Below are 17,447 nucleotides of genomic sequence, written 5' to 3' on the forward strand. Positions count from 1 at the left end.
CAGATTCAGGAATACTCCGATCCATGGGCAAATCGCTGGTCATTGTGGAATCCCCGGCCAAGGCCAAGACCATCAACAAGTACCTGGGCAACCAGTACGTGGTGAAGTCGAGTATCGGCCATATCCGAGACCTCCCCACCAGCGGTTCGGCCAGCGCAAGCAAAGAGCCGGCCGCCAAGCGTGGCAAGGCTGCTGCGGGTGAGGCTCCGGCGCTGTCGCCAAAAGAGAAGGCCCGTCGCCAGCTGGTGGCGCGCATGGGCGTCGACCCTGAGCACGGCTGGAAAGCCAAGTACGAGATCCTTCCCGGCAAGGAGAAGGTGATCGAAGAGCTCCGCCGCCTGGCCAAGGATGCCGACACCATCTATCTCGCAACCGACTTGGACCGCGAAGGGGAAGCCATTGCCTGGCACCTGCGCGAAGCCATCGGTGGTGACGACACCCGCTACAAGCGCGTGGTGTTCAACGAAATTACCAAGAAGGCGATCCAGGAAGCGTTCTCGCAGCCTGGCGAGCTGGACATCGACCGGGTCAACGCCCAGCAGGCGCGGCGCTTCCTCGACCGCGTGGTGGGCTATATGGTCTCGCCGCTGCTGTGGGCCAAGATCGCCCGCGGCCTGTCTGCCGGCCGCGTACAGTCGGTAGCGGTGAAGCTGGTGGTCGAGCGTGAGCGCGAGATCCGTGCCTTCGTCCCTGAAGAGTACTGGGAAGTGCACGCCGAGCTTGGCACCGCCAAGAACGCCAAAGTGCGTTTTGAAGTGGCGCGCGAGAAGGGCGAGGCCTTCAAGCCGCTGAACGAAGCTCAGGCCATGGCCGCGCTGGACAAGCTCAAGGCCTCCAGCTACAGCGTGATCAAGCGCGAAGACCGCCCGACCAGCAGCAAGCCGTCGGCCCCGTTCATCACCTCCACCCTGCAGCAGGCCGCGAGCAACCGCCTGGGCTTCGGGGTGAAGAAGACCATGATGATGGCCCAGCGTCTGTACGAAGCGGGTTACATCACCTACATGCGTACCGACTCGACCAACCTGTCGGCAGACGCCCTGGACATGGCGCGCAGCTACATCGAGCGCGAGTTCGGCAAGCAGTACCTGCCGGAAGCCCCGCTGGTGTATGGCAGCAAGGAAGGTGCCCAGGAGGCGCACGAGGCGATTCGCCCCTCTGACGTCAATACCCACCCCACCAAGCTCAGCGGCATGGAGCGGGATGCAGAGCGTCTGTACGAGCTGATCTGGCGCCAGTTCCTGGCCTGCCAGATGCCTCCGGCGCAATACCTGTCCACCAGTGTCACTGTGGCTGCTGGTGATTTCGAGCTGCGTGCCAAGGGCCGCATCCTCAAGTTCGACGGTTACACCCGTGTGCTGCCACAGCAGAGCAAGCCGGGCGAAGACGATGTGCTGCCGGAAATGGCCCAGGGCGAAGCGCTCAAGCTGATCCAGCTCGACCCGAGCCAGCACTTCACCAAGCCACCGGCGCGCTTCACCGAAGCGAGCCTGGTCAAGGAAATGGAAAAACGCGGTATTGGTCGCCCGTCGACCTATGCGGCGATCATTTCTACCATCCAGGACCGCGGCTACGTCACGCTGCACAATCGTCGTTTCTACTCCGAGAAGATGGGCGATATCGTCACCGAGCGCCTGTCGGAGAGCTTCTCCAACCTGATGGACTATGGCTTCACTGCCGACATGGAAGAGAACCTCGACGACGTGGCCCAGGGCGAACGTGACTGGAAGAACGTGCTCGACGAGTTCTACGGTGACTTCAGCAAGAAACTGCTGACCGCCGAGTCTGCCGAAAGCGGCATGCGTGCCAACCAGCCGACCATGACCCATATTCCGTGCAAGGAATGTGGCCGGCCAATGATGATCCGCACCGCTTCCACCGGTGTGTTTCTCGGTTGCTCGGGTTACAGCCTGCCGCCGAAAGAGCGCTGCAAGGCCACCGTGAACCTGGTGCCGGGCGATGAGATTGCTGCGGACGATGAGGGTGAATCGGAATCGCGCGTGCTGCTGGGCAAGCACCGCTGCCCGATCTGTGCCACGGCGATGGATGCCTACCTGCTGGATGAGAAGCACAAGCTGCACATCTGCGGTAATAACCCGGACTGCGCCGGCTACGAGATCGAAGAGGGCAGCTACCGCATCAAGGGCTACGAAGGGCCGAGCCTGGAGTGCGACAAGTGCGGCAGCGAGATGCAACTCAAGACGGGCCGATTCGGTAAGTTCTTCGGTTGCACCAACCCGGCGTGCAAGAACACCCGCAAGCTGCTCAAGAGCGGTGAGGCGGCACCACCGAAGATGGACAAGGTGGAAATGCCGGAGCTCAAGTGCGAGAAGGTCGACGACACCTACGTGCTGCGTGACGGCGCTTCGGGCCTGTTCCTGGCGGCCAGCCAGTTCCCGAAAAACCGCGAAACCCGTGCACCGTTGGTGCTGGAGATCGTTCCGCACAAGCACGAGATCGATCCGAAGTATCACTTCTTGTGCGATGCGCCGCAGAAAGACCCGGAAGGGCGCCCGGCGGTAATTCGTTACAGCCGCAAGACCAAGGAGCAGTACGTGCAGTCCGAGGTCGATGGCAAGCCGACTGGCTGGAAGGCGTTCTACGAGGGTGGTGCGTGGAAGGTTGAAGACAAGCGCTGATCTGTCAGTGCTGTAATTGGGGCCGCCTCGCAGCCATACTGAGGGTATTGAAAATGGCCCAGGAACTTTACACCCGCACCAACCAGAAATTGTTCTTCGCAGGCCTCGCCCTCGAATCCATGGCCAAGGCTGAGCAGAGCCAGGCCATGAACGCTCAGGGCCTAGTCCAGGCCGAGCGTGAGTCGGCGCTGTTCCACCTGTACGGCGCGTTGCTGGGGCTGTGTCATGAAATCGGTGGTTTCTACCGCCTGCCCGTGGTGGCTTCGGTCGAGCAAGCGCTGGCCGACGATGCGCTGAACAACATCGCCATCCCTGAAGTGGCGGAGATGCTCGAACTGGTTCGCCAGCGCGAAACCTGGTTGGCGCAACTGCTCAGTGCTTATGCCGATTTGTTCCGACCACCGGTCGCGAAAAAAACAGCCAAGACCGACGTCACCCAGCCGCTGATTCAGGCCGTCAATCTCGATGAGCCCGAGCGTCCTGCATTGCCCAGGGAAGCGCTGGAAGAATGGCGCAATGACCTTAAAAGCCTGGTGAGACGTTTCCGCGACGCGCTGAGTGAGTGCTGACAGCTGCAACGGCTGGTACACTAACGGCCTTTCGTGGAGAACTGCCCTATATGTCTACGTCGTTTCTGGAAATTGTCGAGTTGCCTGATGGCCGTATCGAGCTGCGTCGCGCCGAGGATGAAGGCTCCCTGGTAACCCTGGATTTCTCGGAAGACGCCAAGGCGTTCCTGCAGGGCCAGCATGTCGAGGTCGCCAAGGCAATGCTGAGTGTTGGCGTGCAAATGGCAGGCCGCCTGGTAGAAGGTGAGCTGGAGCGCGACGAAGGGCCGCGTGTGTTGCACTGAATCGCCCGCTTGCACTGCTTCATAGGCAAAGCCTGAACATCAGCCGAGGCGGATGTTCAGGCTTTGTGCGTTTCCGACACTGGCAGCGCGTAGCAGTTGTTGGCGAGCGGTAGCGTTGACGCTGCCAAGCCAGCTGACCACGGTGTGGCTGTGGCCCAGGCGCAACGCTTCGCAGGCCAGCTGCAGTGCGCTCTGATTGCCACGGGCATGCAGCAGCAGGATCCGTTCGCGGTTAAGCCCGGCATCGCGCAGCCAGGCTTGGGTGAGGCTGGCCGGTGGGGCGATCAGCGTCAGCCAGCGCGCTTCCTCCTCTTCGCTCAGCTCACGCAATACCGGCGCCAACAGGCTCTGGCAGTGTTCGGGGGCGCCACGCAGGGACAGTTCGCTGAACAGCTCCGGATGGCTGCTCTTGCGTGCCTGCTCGCTGGCCTTCAGGCCTGGCAGTACCGGCTGGGCGAGGAACGCTTCGAACAGCGGAAGCTGGACCTGCTGATGTGCTTGGATGGACTGCTGCATGACGCCTCCTGAATCAGCGGCGAATGACGCCGACACTCAAACCCTCGATCACCAGTTCCTGCTCTTTCAGGTCGACTTCGATAGGGGCGAACTCGGGGTTTTCGGCGATGAGCCAGACCTTGCTGCCTTCGCGCTTGAAGCGCTTGACGGTCACTTCGTCGCCGATGCGGGCGACGACGATCTGGCCATTACGGGCCTCGCGGCAGGTGTGCACCGCCAGCAGATCGCCGTCGAGGATGCCGATGTCCTTCATGCTCATGCCGTGCACACGCAACAAATAGTCGGCAGGGGGGTGGAAGAAGGTCGGGTTGATGTTGCAGGATTGCTCGATGTGCTGCTCGGCGAGGATAGGAGCGCCAGCAGCGACTCGGCCAATGATCGGCAAGCCGTTTTCTTCGGCCTTGGCTTCAAAGCCCGGGATACGGATGCCACGGGAAGCGCCCGGGGTCATTTCGATCGCGCCTTTGCGGGCGAGGGCCTTGAGGTGCTCCTCGGCGGCATTCGGCGACTTGAAGCCCAGCTCCTGAGCGATTTCCGCACGCGTGGGTGGGAAGCCGTTGTCTTCGAGGCAGCGTTTGATGAAGGCCAGAATCTCGGCTTGGCGTGGCGTCAGTTTCAACATGGCGGGCGCTCTGTCTTTTTATACAGTGACTGGGATTATATACAGTGCTGGGTTCGCTGCAAGCACAAAGCGACAGGAAATACGCAGGATGACGCTTGCAGCCTGCAGTCTGGCGCTTTTAAATGGCGACCGCCCGGTCACCGAGCCTTGACATCAGCAGGGCTGAAACGTATGTTTCAAACACCTGTTTGTCTCTGTCTGGCGGAGTAGTGATGGCCCAATCTGAAACCGTTGAACGCATCCTCGATGCTGCCGAGCAGCTGTTCGCGGAACGAGGCTTCGCGGAAACCTCATTGCGGCTGATTACCAGCAAGGCCGGGGTCAACCTCGCAGCGGTCAATTATCATTTCGGCTCGAAGAAGGCCCTGATCCAGGCCGTCTTTTCGCGTTTCCTCGGGCCGTTCTGCGCCAGCCTCGAACGTGAGCTGGAGCGGCGACAGGCCAAGCCCGAGCAAAAGCCCAGCCTTGAAGAGCTGCTGGAAATGCTGGTAGAGCAGGCATTGGTCGTGCAGCCACGCAGCAACAACGACCTGTCGATCTTCATGCGCCTGCTGGGCCTGGCCTTCAGTCAGAGCCAGGGCCATTTGCGGCGCTATCTCGAGGACATGTACGGCAAGGTGTTCCGCCGTTACATGTTGTTGGTCAACGAAGCTGCACCGCGCATTCCACCGCTGGAATTGTTCTGGCGCGTACACTTCATGCTCGGCGCCGCGGCGTTCAGCATGTCCGGTATCAAGGCGTTGCGTGCGATTGCCGAGACCGATTTCGGTATCAACACGTCGATCGAGCAAGTCATGCGCCTGATGGTGCCATTCCTGGCCGCTGGCATGCGTGCCGACAGCGGTGTCACCGACAGCGCCATGGCCAGCGCCCAGTTGCGTCCGCGCAGCAAGTCCGGTAGCGCCACCGTCAAGGCTTGAAGGCTGGGCGGAGCAGGGCGCTTCGGCTAAGCTAGCGCCCATGCCTGACCTCGATTTCCTGCACATCTCCCTCGCCGACCAGCGCCTCTACGGCTTTGCCCAGGGCCGTTTGCGCGTGCGCATCGCGGTATCCACCGCACGCAATGGCGCAGGTGAGCGCAACGGCTCGGGCTGCACACCGCGCGGGCTGCACCAGGTGCGTGCGCGTATCGGCGCAGGCTTGCCAGTCAATGCCGTGCTGCAAGGCCGGCGCTGGACGGGCGAGGTCTGGTCGCCGGCACTGCACGCGCAGCATCCCGGGCGGGACTGGATCCTGACCCGCATCCTCTGGCTCAGTGGCTGCGAGCCGGGCGTCAACCGCCTGGGTAGCGTTGACACCTTTCGCCGCCACATCTATCTGCATGGCACACCAGACACGGAACCCTTGGGCGTGCCGCTGTCCCATGGCTGCATACGCTTGCGCAACATCGACCTGCTTGGCCTTTTCGAGCGCGTCCCGGCACATTGCCCGGTGCGCATCGATGAGGCTGCCTGCCCTGAGTGGGCTTCACTGAATCTGTAATGAAGGATTGCCTATGACCGCCAGCCTGCAAGGCTCCCTGATGGTGGATATCGCCGGTAAATGGCTGACTGCCGAAGATCGCCAGCTTCTGCGCCAGCCGGAAGTGGCCGGCCTGATCATCTTCGCCCGCAATATCGACAGCCCACGCCAGGTGCGTGAGCTGTGCGCATCGATTCGCGCCATCCGTCCCGACCTGATCCTTGCGGTCGACCAGGAAGGCGGCCGCGTGCAGCGCCTGCGCCAGGGCTTCGTACGCCTGCCAGCGATGCGCGCCATCGCCGACAATGCCAATGCCGAGTACCTGGCCGAGCAGTGCGGCTGGCTGATGGCCACCGAGGTGCTTGCGGTCGGCCTCGACCTCAGCTTCGCTCCGGTGCTCGACCTCGACCACCAGCGCAGCGCGGTGGTTGGCAGCCGTGCCTTCGAAGGCAACCCTGAGCGTGCCACACAGCTGGCTGGCGCATTCATTCGCGGCATGAATGCGGCGGGCATGGCGGCTTGCGGCAAGCATTTCCCGGGGCATGGCTGGGCCGAGGCGGATTCGCATGTAGCGATTCCTACCGACGAGCGCAGCCTCGAGCAGCTGCGCCAGGCGGACCTGGTGCCGTTCTCCCGCCTCAGCGGGCAACTGGCGGCGGTGATGCCGGCGCATGTCATCTACCCGCAGGTCGACAACCAGCCAGCCGGGTTCTCGCGCCGCTGGCTGCAGGACATCTTGCGCGGCGAGCTGGGCTTCGACGGGGTGATCTTCAGTGACGACCTGTCGATGGCCGGTGCGCATGTGGTGGGTGATGCCGCCAATCGCATCGAGGCGGCGCTGAGCGCCGGTTGCGACATGGGCCTGGTGTGCAACGACCGGGCGGCGGCGGAGCTGGCGTTGACCGCAGCGCAGCGCTTGAAGGTCAAGCCGTCGCCGCGTATTGCACAGATGCGCGGGCGTGGCTTTGCCCGTACCGATTATCGCCAGCAGCCACGGTGGCTGGAGGCCCTGGGGGCCTTGAAGGACGCCCAGCTGGTCGATTGACCTGACTGGCTAACGGCTTCGTTTGCCAGGTAGCGGGGCAAACAGCGCGTCGATCTCGTCATCGCCGAGCCGCCACTGCCCCGCCTGCCCACCATCGAGCAGGCTCGCCGCCAGCGCTGCCTTCTCCTGCTGCAGCGCCTGGATCTTTTCTTCCACCGTCCCCCGGGTAATCAGCTTGAACACGAACACCGGTTTGTCCTGGCCGATCCGGTAGGCACGGTCGGTCGCCTGGTTCTCGCTGGCCGGGTTCCACCACGGGTCGAAGTGGATCACGGTGTCCGCAGCGGTGAGGTTCAGCCCCACCCCTCCGGCCTTGAGGCTGATCAGGAACACTTCGCTGTCGCCCTGCTGGAACTGCTGCACCGGGGTGCGTCGGTCGCGGGTGTCGCCGGTGAGCAGGCTGTAGCGGATCTTGCGCTTTTCCAGCTCCTGCTCGATCAGCGCCAGCATCGAGGTGAATTGCGAGAACAGCAGCACCCGGCGCCCCTCGCTGAGCAGCTCTTCGAGCATCTCCAACAGCGCGCCGAGCTTGCCCTTGTCGGCCTGGTTGCCCTTGGTCTCGACCCCCTTGACCAGGCGCAGGTCGCAGCACACCTGGCGCAGCTTGAGCAGGGCGTCGAGGATCACGATCTGGCTGCGCGCCGCGCCATTGCGGGCGATTTCGTCGCGGACCTTCTTGTCCATGGCCACGCGCACCGCCTCGTAGGTGTCGCGCTGGGCGTCACTGAGTTCGACCCAGTGGACCATTTCGGTTTTCGCCGGCAGCTCGGTGGCCACCTGCTCCTTGGTGCGGCGCAGCAGGAACGGGCGCACCCGGCTGACCAGGTGGGCCAGGCGTTCGGCGTCGCCGTGGCGTTCGATGGGGGTGCGGTAATCCTGGTTGAAGCGTTTCACGTCTCCCAGCCAGCCGGGCATGAGGAAGTGGAAGATCGACCACAGCTCGCCCAGGTTGTTCTCCATGGGTGTGCCGGTCAGGCACAGGCGCTGGTTGGCCTGCAGTTCGCCGACGGCCAGGGCGGCCTTGCTGGTGCTGCTCTTGATGTTCTGTGCTTCGTCCAGCACCAGCACATGCCAGGCTTGCGCGCGCAGGTGTTCCAGGTCGCGAGGCAGCAGGGCGTAAGTGCTGAGCACCAGGTCGTATTCGTGCAGCTTGGCAAAATGCTTGCTGCGGCCGGGGCCATGCAGGGCCAGCACGCGCAGGTCGGGAGCGAAGCGTCGCGCTTCATCGAGCCAATTGGGCACCAGGCTGGTTGGCATTACCGCCAGGGCCGGGGCGGTCAGGCGCCCGGACTGTTTTTCCAGCAGCAGATGAGCCAGGGCCTGCAGGGTCTTGCCCAGGCCCATGTCGTCGCCAAGGATGCCGCCGGTGCCCATTTCGCGCAGGGCCTGCAACCAGTTCAGGCCTTGCTGCTGGTAAGGCCGCAGGGTGGCGTTGAGCCCGCCCGGCACTTCGACCTGCAGGTCGCGGGCGTCGCGCAGTCGCCGGCCAAGGTCGCGCACATGGGCGCCGCCTTCCCAGTGCAGTGGCAGGTGCTCGATGTCATTCAGCCGCGCGGCGTCGGCACGGTCCATGCGCAGGGTAGGGCCGACCGCGTCCTCGTGCAGGTACAGTTCGCCGAGCGTGCCCATCACCGCCTTGATGCGGCCATAGGGAAGGGCAACGCGCAGCGCCGGGCTATCCAGGCGGCCGCGATTGAGGTCGATCAACAAATGCTCATCGTCGCTGCGCCGCGCCAGTTCGCTGGGGCGCAGCAGCTCGGGGTTGCTGCGCAACAGTTGCAGCACGATCGGCAGCAGGCTGTGGCGCTGGCCTTCGACCACGATGCCCAGCTCCAGGTCGAACCATTCATGCCCCGGCGCTTCCTCGACAGTGGCGTACCAGTCGTCCACGTCCTGCAGGTTGAAGGCGAAGTCACGGTGGATTTCGATGTCCCAGCCAGCCTCGCGCAAGCGTGGCAGGCCATCGCGGGCAAAGCGCAGCCAGGCCTCGTCGTCGGGCAGCTGGAGCATCTCGCCAGCACTGTCGGGCAGGGCCTTGCTCTGCCGGGTGGCGGGCTTGAAGCCGAAGTCGCGCAGCATCTTGCGCAGCGCCTGTTCGGCCTGGGGCTGGCGGCGGATACGCTGACAGGTGGCGTCGACCAGGCGGGTCAACGGCTTGTCGTCATTGCCACTGGCGCGCAGGCCGTCGTAGTCGAACGCCAGTGCGGCGCGGTGCTGCATCTGCCGTTGCATGCGCCCGGTCTTGGGCGTGTAGGCGCTGAATTCGAGGCTGCCGAGGGTCAGGTGGGGCCTGGGCTGCAGGTCGTCGATGAGTTGTTCGTCCAGCGTGGTCGGCGTAGGAAGCTGGTGGTTCAAGGCATTGAGCTTGTGGCTGAGAGGCACGACGAGGTGTTCCGGAACGTCAGGAGCAATGGTCAGTTGCAGGGCAATGTGAGGATCGAGGCCGTGCTCGAGCTTGCCTGCTTCACTGCTCGAAACATCGAAGTAGTAAAGCGGCAGTAGTGCAATCACGCAGTTCAGCGGTGTTTCGCCGTGATACCAGATGCCGCGATAGTGGCCGTTATCCAGTCGCACCCAGCGGAACTCGGCGGCAAGCGCCGGGCCCTCGCGCAGCAGCGGTTTGTTCTCGTCACAGAGCATGCGCCCGGTATCCAGCGCACGCTGGAACAGTTCGCCGCCTTCGCGGCCTGTGAGCTGGTAGCCGCGATCCTGGCTACCGGCCTGGTTCAGTGCCGAGAGCAGGCGCAGGATGCGCATGTCTTCCTCTTTGACGAAACGCGGTGGTTCGTAGAGGAATTCGTACAGTGACTGCACGCGGCTGTAGCGCAAGCCCTCCTCTTCGCGCATGCCTTTGCGTACCCGCAGGGCGCAGCCGGGTTCTTCGGTCAGCCTGAGCTGGTAGCAAACCATGCGCCCACGTTTATCTTGCGCTTCGGCGGTTTCCGGGGCGGGTTGCTCAAGGCCTTTCAGCCAGCGCTGCAGGTTGGCTGGCAGTGCGTCGCCAGCGTGTTTTGCCGCTGCCTGCGGCTCGCTCAAGGCGAGCAATACGGCGGCGCAGTGCTTGCAGTTCTGCCCCACTGGGCAGCTGCACTGGCCGCGTACGTGGCAGCGGCCAGCCAGGGCGGTGAGGGTGATCTTCTGACGATAGCGGCTGCCTTCGCTGCCACGGCAGGTGGCTTCGATCAGCGGGCCGCTGCAGTGTTCGACTTCTACCCGGTCTTCCCGGGCGTAACGCTCGCCGCGCTGCAGGACCGGGCCGGTGAACGACTGGGTCCAGTTCGGGTATTCGCGCAGCAGCTGGAGAGCGTCGCGGCTCATTGCATCACTGCTCCATCATCTCCGGGTCCATCACCGGCATCTTCGGCGTGCCCGGTGGCGTGACCTTCAGCAGCAGGGCCAGGTGGCCGCCGTCGAGGAAGGTCAGCTGGCCGCCTTTCATGTTGCTGTTGCTCTGCTTGAACTGCTCGCTTTGCAGCACGTTGCCGTTGCTGTCCAGCTGGTTGACCCAGAAATTGGCCTCCACACCGATGAAGCGGCCGGCGGTGATGCCCAGGTTGCCCTCGATGGGGAAGTGGCCGAACTGTTCGGCGCCGGCGCTCAGGGCGATGCGGCTGGTGTCACTGCTGACCGGCTGTTGCCAGGCCTTGTGCAGCAACACGGTGTAGTCGGCAGTGGCTTGCAGGCGGGTGGCCTCATCCTGCAGCGCCAGTGGGCGTTCGGCGCCCTTGTCCAGGCGCGGGGCGCCAGCGCTCCAGTCTTCCGGGGCGAACGGGCTGGTGAAGGCGGGCACGCTGTTCTGCCGCACCAGAATCATTTCCACCTGATACATCCCTTCGGCAAAGGCGGCCGACGCGAACAGCGCAAGCAGCAGGGTCAGGCAACGGATGGCACGCATGGATCTTCCTTAGGCAGGCTGTGGGGTCAGGCGCTCGAACAGCGCCTCCAGGGTGTTGAAGCGTTCTTCGGGGCGTTCCATCGGTACCAGGAAACGGAACTGCGTCGCGCCTTCGAACTTGTAGCGTTTGGGCTGGCCCTGGATCAGCTTGATCAGGGTCAGTGGGTCGACCGGGGTCTCGGCTTCGAACTCGAGCTTGCCGCCATTGGGTCCGGCGTCGACTTTCTTGATGCCGAGCTTCTCCGCCTGCAGCTTGAGCAGGGTCAGGCGCATCAGGTTCTTGGTCGGCTCGGGGAGCAGGCCGAAGCGGTCGATCATCTCTACTTGCAGGTCCTTGAGGCCTTCTTCGTCGGCCGCCGAGGCAATGCGCTTGTAGAGGATCAGGCGGGCGTGCACGTCGGGCAGATAGTCCTCGGGGATCAGCGCCGGCAGGCGCAGGTTGATCTCCGGGCCGCCGCCCAGCGGCTGCTCGAGGTTTGGCTGGGTGCCTTTGCGGATGGCCTTGACCGCACGTTCGAGCATTTCCATGTACAGGGTGAAGCCCACGGCCTGGATCTGCCCGCTCTGGCCTTCGCCCAGCAACTCGCCGGCACCGCGGATTTCCAGGTCGTTGGTGGCCAGCACGAAGCCGGCACCGAGGTCCTGGGTGTTGGCGATCGCTTCCAGGCGCTTTTCGGCGTCGGCGCTGATCTTCTGGCGCTGCGGCGTCAGCAGGTAGGCGTAGGCCTGGTGGTGGCTACGGCCAACCCGGCCACGCAGCTGGTGCAGCTGGGCCAGGCCGAACTTGTCGGCGCGCTCGATGACGATGGTGTTGGCGCTGGGCACGTCGATACCGGTCTCGATGATGGTCGAGGCGATCAGCACGTTGAAGCGCTTGTGGTAGAAGTCGCTCATCACCTGTTCCAGTTCGCGCTCGCGCATCTGCCCGTGGCCGATGCCGATACGCGCTTCCGGGACCAGCTCGGCCAGTTCGGCGGCGCACTTTTCGATGGTTTTCACATCGTTGTGCAGGTAGTACACCTGGCCGCCGCGCAGCAGTTCGCGCAGCAGCGCCTCCTTGACCGTGCTCTTGTTCTGCTCCATGACGAAGGTGCGCACCGACAGGCGCCGCGCCGGCGGGGTGGCGATGATCGACAGGTCACGCATGCCCGCCACCGCCATGTTCAGCGTGCGCGGGATCGGTGTAGCGGTCAGGGTGAGGATGTCCACTTCGCTGCGCAGGGCCTTGAGCTGCTCTTTCTGGCGCACGCCGAAGCGGTGTTCCTCGTCGATGATGGCCAGGCCCAGGTCCTTGAAGCGCACGTCATCCTGCAGCAGCTTGTGGGTGCCGATGAGGATGTCGATCTTGCCTTCGGCGAGGTCGGCGGCCGCTGCGGCCACTTCCTTGGCCGACTTGAAGCGGCTCATCACTTCGACCTTCACCGGCCATTCGGCAAAGCGGTCGCGGAAGCTGTTGTAGTGCTGCTGGGCGAGCAGGGTGGTGGGCACCAGCACCGCCACCTGGCGGCCACTGTGTACGGCAATGAAGGCGGCGCGCATGGCCACTTCGGTCTTGCCGAAGCCGACGTCGCCGCACACCAGGCGGTCCATCGGCTTTGGCGCCAGCATGTCGAGCCGCACCGCCTCGATCGCGGCTTGCTGGTCAGGTGTTTCCTCGAACGGGAAGCCTGCGCTGAAAGTGGCGTAGTCAGCGGCGGGGTCAGCGAAGGCATAGCCCTTGCGCGCTGCGCGGCGGGCGTAGATGTCGAGCAGCTCGGCCGCCACGTCGCGGACCTGTTCGGCGGCCTTGCGCTTGGCTTTCTGCCAGGCTTCGGAACCCAGCCGGTGCAGCGGCGCCAGGGCGTCATCGCTGCCGGTGTAGCGGGCGATCAGGTGCAGGTTGGCCACCGGCACATACAGCTTGGCGCCCTCGGCGTATTCCAGGGTGAGGAATTCGGCGGCCTGGCCGTCGATCTCCAGGGTGGCCAGGCCCAGGTAGCGGCCCACGCCATGGTCGATATGCACCACCGGCGCGCCTTCGCGCAGTTCGGTAAGGTTCTTGATCACCGCGTCGTTGGCGGCCTCGCCGCGTTTTTCACGGCGCCGACGCTGCATCACGCGCTGGCCGAACAGCGGGCTCTCGGCAACCAGGGCGACGGCTGGGTCTTCCAGCAGCAAGCCGTCGTCGAGCGGGGCGATGGTGATCGCCAGGCGTTCGCCGCCGGTAATGAAGTCGACCCAGCTGTCGACCGTCTGTGGGCGCAGCTTGAGGCGTTCAAGCAGTTCCAGCAGTACCTCGCGGCGGCCCGCCGATTCGGCGGTGAACAGCACGCGGCCGCTGAACTGATCGAGGAACTCGGCCAGCGCCGCCAGCGGCTGGTTGGCCTTGGCTTCGATGGCCAGGTTGGGCAGGCTGCGCGCAGGGAAGCGCTCGCGGCCGACACCGGTTTCGATGTCGTCGGGGCTGACCACCACCCGTGGCCACTGCTTGAGTTGGGCGAAGCAGTCTTCCACCGGCAGGAACAGTTCGGCTGGCGGCAGCAGCGGGCGGGTCAGGTCGCCGCGGCGCTCTTCATAGCGCCCGCGCACGTCGCTCCAGAAATGCTCGGCAGCCTGCTCGACGCCTGGCAGCGAGAACACCTGGGTGTCGGCGGGCAGGTAATCGAACAGGGTCGAGGTTTCTTCGAAGAACAGCGGCAGGTAGTACTCGATGCCGGCGGGGATGATGCCGCTGGCCAGGTCCTGGAAGATCGCGCTGCGGCGGAAGTCGACATCGAAACGCTCACGGAAACGCGCCTTGAAGCGGGTCACCTCTTCCTTCTGCATGGGGAACTCGCGCGCCGGCAGCAGGCGGATCGAGTCGACCTTGTCGATCGAGCGCTGGGTCTCCGGGTCGAAGGTGCGCAGGGTCTCGATCTCGTCATCGAACAGGTCGATGCGATAAGGCAGCTTGCTGCCCATCGGGAACAAGTCGATCAGCGCGCCACGCACGGCGAACTCACCATGCTCGTAGACCGTGTCGACGCAGCGGTAGCCGGTGGCCTCCAGGCGCGTGCGCATCTGCTCGACGTCAATGGTCTGGCCCACGTCGAGCACCAGGCTGCTGCCCAGCAGGAAGCGCGTGGGGGCCAGGCGGTGCAGGGCGGTGGTGATCGGCACGACCAGAATGCCGTGGCTCAGTTCCGGCAACCGGTAAAGGCTGGCGATTCGCTGGGAAATGATGTCCTGGTGCGGCGAGAACAGGTCGTAGGGCAGGGTTTCCCAATCGGGGAACGGCAGCACCGGCAGGTCCGGGGCGAAGAAGCGAAGTTCCTGTTCCAGACGATCGGCTGCCTGGCTGTCGGCGGTCAGCAGCAGGGTGAAGCGACCTGCGCTGCTGGCGGCCTCGGCGATGGCCAGGCTGAGGGCGGCCCCGGGCAGGTTGCCCCAGGTTTGTTTGCCGGCCGTGGCCGACATTTGCGGAAGGCGCAGAACTGACACGGGAGATTGCACTCCAAGCGTTGCGGCAAAGAGATCGATTGTACCGGTGACGGTGCCTGCTGTCAGGCTTCACAGGCCATGAACAGCGGGCTTTGCCATCGGCGACAGGCGCTCATTGCCGGTTACGCGCTGGGGCGTCATAATGTAGCCCCTTTTTTCTGTCCCTACATGTGGAAGGTTCCCGTGACTCAGAAGCCCGACCAGTGTCTTGGTGAGTGGATCGATCGTGAAGCGCTGGCTGAAGCGATGATCCCGCTTATCGGTCAGCTCTACCGCAACAACAACGTGGTGAGCTCGATTTATGGCCGTAGCCTGATCAACCGTTCGGTTATCTCGATCCTCAAAGCCCACCGCTTTGCGCGTCACCGTCAGACCGACGAGACCGAACTGTCCGTACACGAGACATTCCCCCTGCTCAAGGCCATGAGCGAGCTGAAACTGGGCGCCGCTTCGGTCGACCTGGGCAAGCTGGCCAACAAGTTCAAGCAGGAGGGCAACGGCCGCACTGCCGAGCAGTTCGTCCGTGAAGAGCTGGCCGACGTGGTTGGCCAACAGAACGCTTCGGCCCGCAAGGGGACCGACGTCGTCCTGTACGGCTTCGGCCGCATCGGCCGCCTGCTGGCGCGCATCCTGATCGAGAAGACCGGTGGCGGCGACGGCCTGCGTCTGCGTGCCATTGTCGTGCGCAAAGGCGCCGAGAACGACCTGGTCAAGCGTGCCAGCCTGCTGCGCCGTGACTCGGTGCATGGCCCGTTCGATGGCACCATCACCATCGATGAAGCCAACAACACCATCACTGCCAACGGCAACCTGATCCAGATCATCTACGCCAAGAGCCCGAGCGAAGTCGACTACACCCAGTACGGCATCAACAATGCGCTGATCGTCGACAACACCGGTGTATGGCGTGACGCCGATGGCCTGGGCCAGCACCTGGCCTGCCCGGGCGCTGCCCGCGTGATCCTCACTGCGCCGGGCAAGGGCGCGCTGAAGAACATCGTGCACGGCATCAACCACGGTGACATCACTGCCGATGACAAGATCATCTCGGCAGCTTCGTGCACCACCAACGCCATCGTGCCGGTGCTCAAGGCCATCAATGACCAGTACGGCATCGTCAACGGCCACGTCGAAACCGTTCACTCGTTCACCAACGACCAGAACCTGATCGACAACTTCCACAAGGGCAGCCGCCGTGGCCGTGCCGCGCCGCTGAACATGGTCATCACCGAAACCGGCGCTGCTACCGCTGCCGCCAAGGCACTGCCAGTGCTGAAAGGCAAGCTGACCGGCAACGCCATTCGCGTTCCGACGCCGAACGTTTCGATGGCCATTCTCAACCTGAACCTTGAGAAGCCGACCACCCGCGACGAAATCAACGAGTACCTGCGCCAGACCGCCATGCACTCGGAACTGCACAAGCAGATCGACTACGTCAGCTCGCAAGAAGTGGTTTCGACCGACTTCGTCGGATCGCGCCACGCCGGCGTGGTGGATGCCGAGGCCACCATCGCCAACGATAACCGCGTTGTCCTGTACGTCTGGTACGACAACGAATTCGGTTACAGCTGCCAGGTCGTTCGCGTGATGGAAGAGATGTCGGGTGTGAACCCGCCAGCGTTTCCACGCTGATTCGCTTGTAAGCGCATGAAAAAACGGGAACCTTCGGGTTCCCGTTTTTTTTCCAGATTTTGTGTGGTCTGTGCGGGCCTCATCGCGGATAAATCCGCTCCTATACAAGCGGTGAATGTTCTGTAGGCGCGGATTTATCCGCGATGAGGCCGCAACGGCAACCGAGAGCCCGACCTTTTGCGCAAAGCCCTCCTGTTCATCCTGATGCTCCTCACCGCCTGCAACCAGGGCCCCACCCTGGAACGCCTGGGTGGCCCGACCATGGGCAGCAGCTACAGCATCCAGTACGTCCGCGAGCCTGGCGGCCCGGCGCCGGCCCAGGTCCAGGCGGCGGTCGAGGCCATCCTCAACGACATCGACCAGCATTACTCGACCTACCGCGGCGACTCCACCGTCAGCCAGTTCAACCGGCTGCCCGCCAACCAGTGCATGGCCTTGCCGCCCGACATGCTTGAGCTGGCCGCATTCGGCCAGCACCTGGCCGAACAGAGTGATGGTGCTTTCGACCTCACCGTCGAGCCATTGCTCGACCTTTGGGGGTTCGGCCCGCAAGCCCGCCAGGAGCAGGTGCCCGACCCGCTGGCCCTGGCCCAGGCCCGCCAGCGCGTCGGTTACCGCCACCTGCGCATCGACGGCCAGGCACTGTGCAAGGACGCTGCGGTGCAACTGGATTTCAACAGCATCGCCGCTGGCCACGCCGTCGACCTGATCGCCGAGCGCCTGCGCGCCATGGGCGTGGCCAGTTTCGTCGCCGAAGCCACCGGTGAGCTCAAGGCCGTGGGCCGCAAGCCCGACGGCAGCCCCTGGCGCATCGCCCTTGAATTGCCGCGCGAAGACCGGCAGATCGCCCGCCAGATCATCCCGGTCAATGGCCTGGGGGTGTCGACCTCGGGTGACTATCGCCACTATTTCGAGGAGAATGGCCGGCGCTATTCACACACGTTCGACGCACGTCTGGGGCGCCCGGTCGACCACGACCTGGCTGCGGTCACCGTGCTCGATGCCTCGGCGCTGCAGGCCGATGGCTATTCGACCCTGTTGCTGATCCTGGGGCCAGAGCGCGGCTGGGATTTCGCCCTGGCCCATGATCTGGCTGCGGTTTTGGTGACTCGGGCAGACGGTGGCTTCGTCTCCCGAGCGACCCCTGCATTCGAGCAGGCGGTGAAAGGCGATTGAAAGCGTTGCCAGGGATGATCGCCGCCAGGGATCGGTGAATGACATGTAGTGCAGGCAAAATTGGCCTACGACGCGACCAAGGGTTAATGTGCGCGGCGTTCACGCTTGATTAGACTGCACCCGAATTTTCTCATGACGCCCCGGCGGCATGA

General features: G+C 63.9%; 13 protein-coding genes. 8 read left to right on the top strand and 5 right to left on the bottom strand.

All coding sequences use genetic code 11. The features are described from left to right. Window positions 1-23 precede the first annotated feature (23 nt). Genes topA through HU738_RS02300 form a run of 3 tightly spaced genes read left to right on the top strand, consistent with a single transcriptional unit; the run spans window position 24 to window position 3,489 of the window. Complete coding sequence (gene topA, locus HU738_RS02290) at window positions 24-2,636, top strand: type I DNA topoisomerase (RefSeq protein WP_186600860.1); 2,613 nt, start codon at window positions 24-26, stop codon at window positions 2,634-2,636. Between the two features lie 53 nt (window positions 2,637-2,689). Then, window positions 2,690-3,205, top strand: coding sequence for a DUF6586 family protein (locus tag HU738_RS02295; protein WP_186600861.1), 516 nt, complete (start codon window positions 2,690-2,692; stop codon window positions 3,203-3,205). A 50-nt stretch (window positions 3,206-3,255) separates the two neighbouring features. After that, entirely contained in the window at window positions 3,256-3,489 is a 234-nt protein-coding gene (locus HU738_RS02300; RefSeq protein ID WP_054883489.1) for a hypothetical protein, read from the top strand. Between the two features lie 39 nt (window positions 3,490-3,528). Here HU738_RS02300 and sulA read toward each other — a convergent pair whose 3' ends face one another. Both sulA and lexA read right to left on the bottom strand, forming a co-directional pair. Further along, window positions 3,529-4,005 carry an SOS-induced cell division inhibitor SulA gene (gene sulA / locus HU738_RS02305; RefSeq protein WP_186600862.1) on the bottom strand — a complete coding sequence of 159 codons (477 nt, stop codon included), beginning with the start codon at window positions 4,003-4,005 and terminating at the stop codon, window positions 3,529-3,531. Between the two features lie 13 nt (window positions 4,006-4,018). Then, entirely contained in the window at window positions 4,019-4,627 is a 609-nt protein-coding gene (lexA, locus tag HU738_RS02310) for a transcriptional repressor LexA (protein WP_176506126.1), read from the bottom strand. Between the two features lie 212 nt (window positions 4,628-4,839). On the opposite strand from lexA, the gene HU738_RS02315 reads away from it, so the two are divergent. From HU738_RS02315 to nagZ, 3 genes are read left to right on the top strand one after another with little or no spacing between them, the layout of a single operon-like run. Continuing rightward, window positions 4,840-5,547, top strand: a complete 708-nt coding sequence (locus HU738_RS02315; protein ID WP_176506127.1) for a TetR/AcrR family transcriptional regulator — start codon at window positions 4,840-4,842, stop codon at window positions 5,545-5,547. 40 nt (window positions 5,548-5,587) lie between these two features. Next, the gene (locus HU738_RS02320; protein ID WP_186600863.1) at window positions 5,588-6,109 is read left to right on the top strand and encodes a L,D-transpeptidase; all 522 of its coding nucleotides are present in this window, start codon (window positions 5,588-5,590) and stop codon (window positions 6,107-6,109) included. A gap of 25 nt (window positions 6,110-6,134) precedes the next feature. Beyond that, window positions 6,135-7,133 (top strand): beta-N-acetylhexosaminidase, encoded by a 999-nt coding sequence (nagZ, locus tag HU738_RS02325; protein WP_186601147.1) that lies wholly within the window; start codon window positions 6,135-6,137, stop codon window positions 7,131-7,133. A 9-nt stretch (window positions 7,134-7,142) separates the two neighbouring features. On the opposite strand, the gene HU738_RS02330 is transcribed toward nagZ, so the two are convergent. The 3 genes from HU738_RS02330 to mfd are packed head-to-tail and all read right to left on the bottom strand — an operon-like array spanning window position 7,143 to window position 14,487. Then, a complete protein-coding gene (locus HU738_RS02330) occupies window positions 7,143-10,451 on the bottom strand; it encodes a DEAD/DEAH box helicase (RefSeq protein WP_186600864.1) in 3,309 nt (1,102 codons plus the stop codon). Between the two features lie 4 nt (window positions 10,452-10,455). After that, a complete protein-coding gene (locus HU738_RS02335; RefSeq protein WP_186600865.1) occupies window positions 10,456-11,028 on the bottom strand; it encodes a CsiV family protein in 573 nt (190 codons plus the stop codon). A gap of 9 nt (window positions 11,029-11,037) precedes the next feature. Further along, window positions 11,038-14,487 carry a transcription-repair coupling factor gene (mfd, locus tag HU738_RS02340; protein ID WP_176506131.1) on the bottom strand — a complete coding sequence of 1,150 codons (3,450 nt, stop codon included), beginning with the start codon at window positions 14,485-14,487 and terminating at the stop codon, window positions 11,038-11,040. A 168-nt stretch (window positions 14,488-14,655) separates the two neighbouring features. Here mfd and HU738_RS02345 point away from each other — a divergent pair, with 168 nt between their 5' ends. Both HU738_RS02345 and HU738_RS02350 read left to right on the top strand, forming a co-directional pair. Continuing rightward, window positions 14,656-16,119 (top strand): glyceraldehyde-3-phosphate dehydrogenase, encoded by a 1,464-nt coding sequence (locus tag HU738_RS02345; protein ID WP_099815453.1) that lies wholly within the window; start codon window positions 14,656-14,658, stop codon window positions 16,117-16,119. A 177-nt stretch (window positions 16,120-16,296) separates the two neighbouring features. Further along, complete coding sequence (locus HU738_RS02350; protein WP_186600866.1) at window positions 16,297-17,295, top strand: FAD:protein FMN transferase; 999 nt, start codon at window positions 16,297-16,299, stop codon at window positions 17,293-17,295. The last annotated feature ends 152 nt before the right edge of the window (window positions 17,296-17,447 follow it).

Source organism: Pseudomonas vlassakiae (assembly GCF_014269035.2).
Taxonomy (GTDB): Bacteria; Pseudomonadota; Gammaproteobacteria; order Pseudomonadales; family Pseudomonadaceae; genus Aquipseudomonas; species Aquipseudomonas vlassakiae.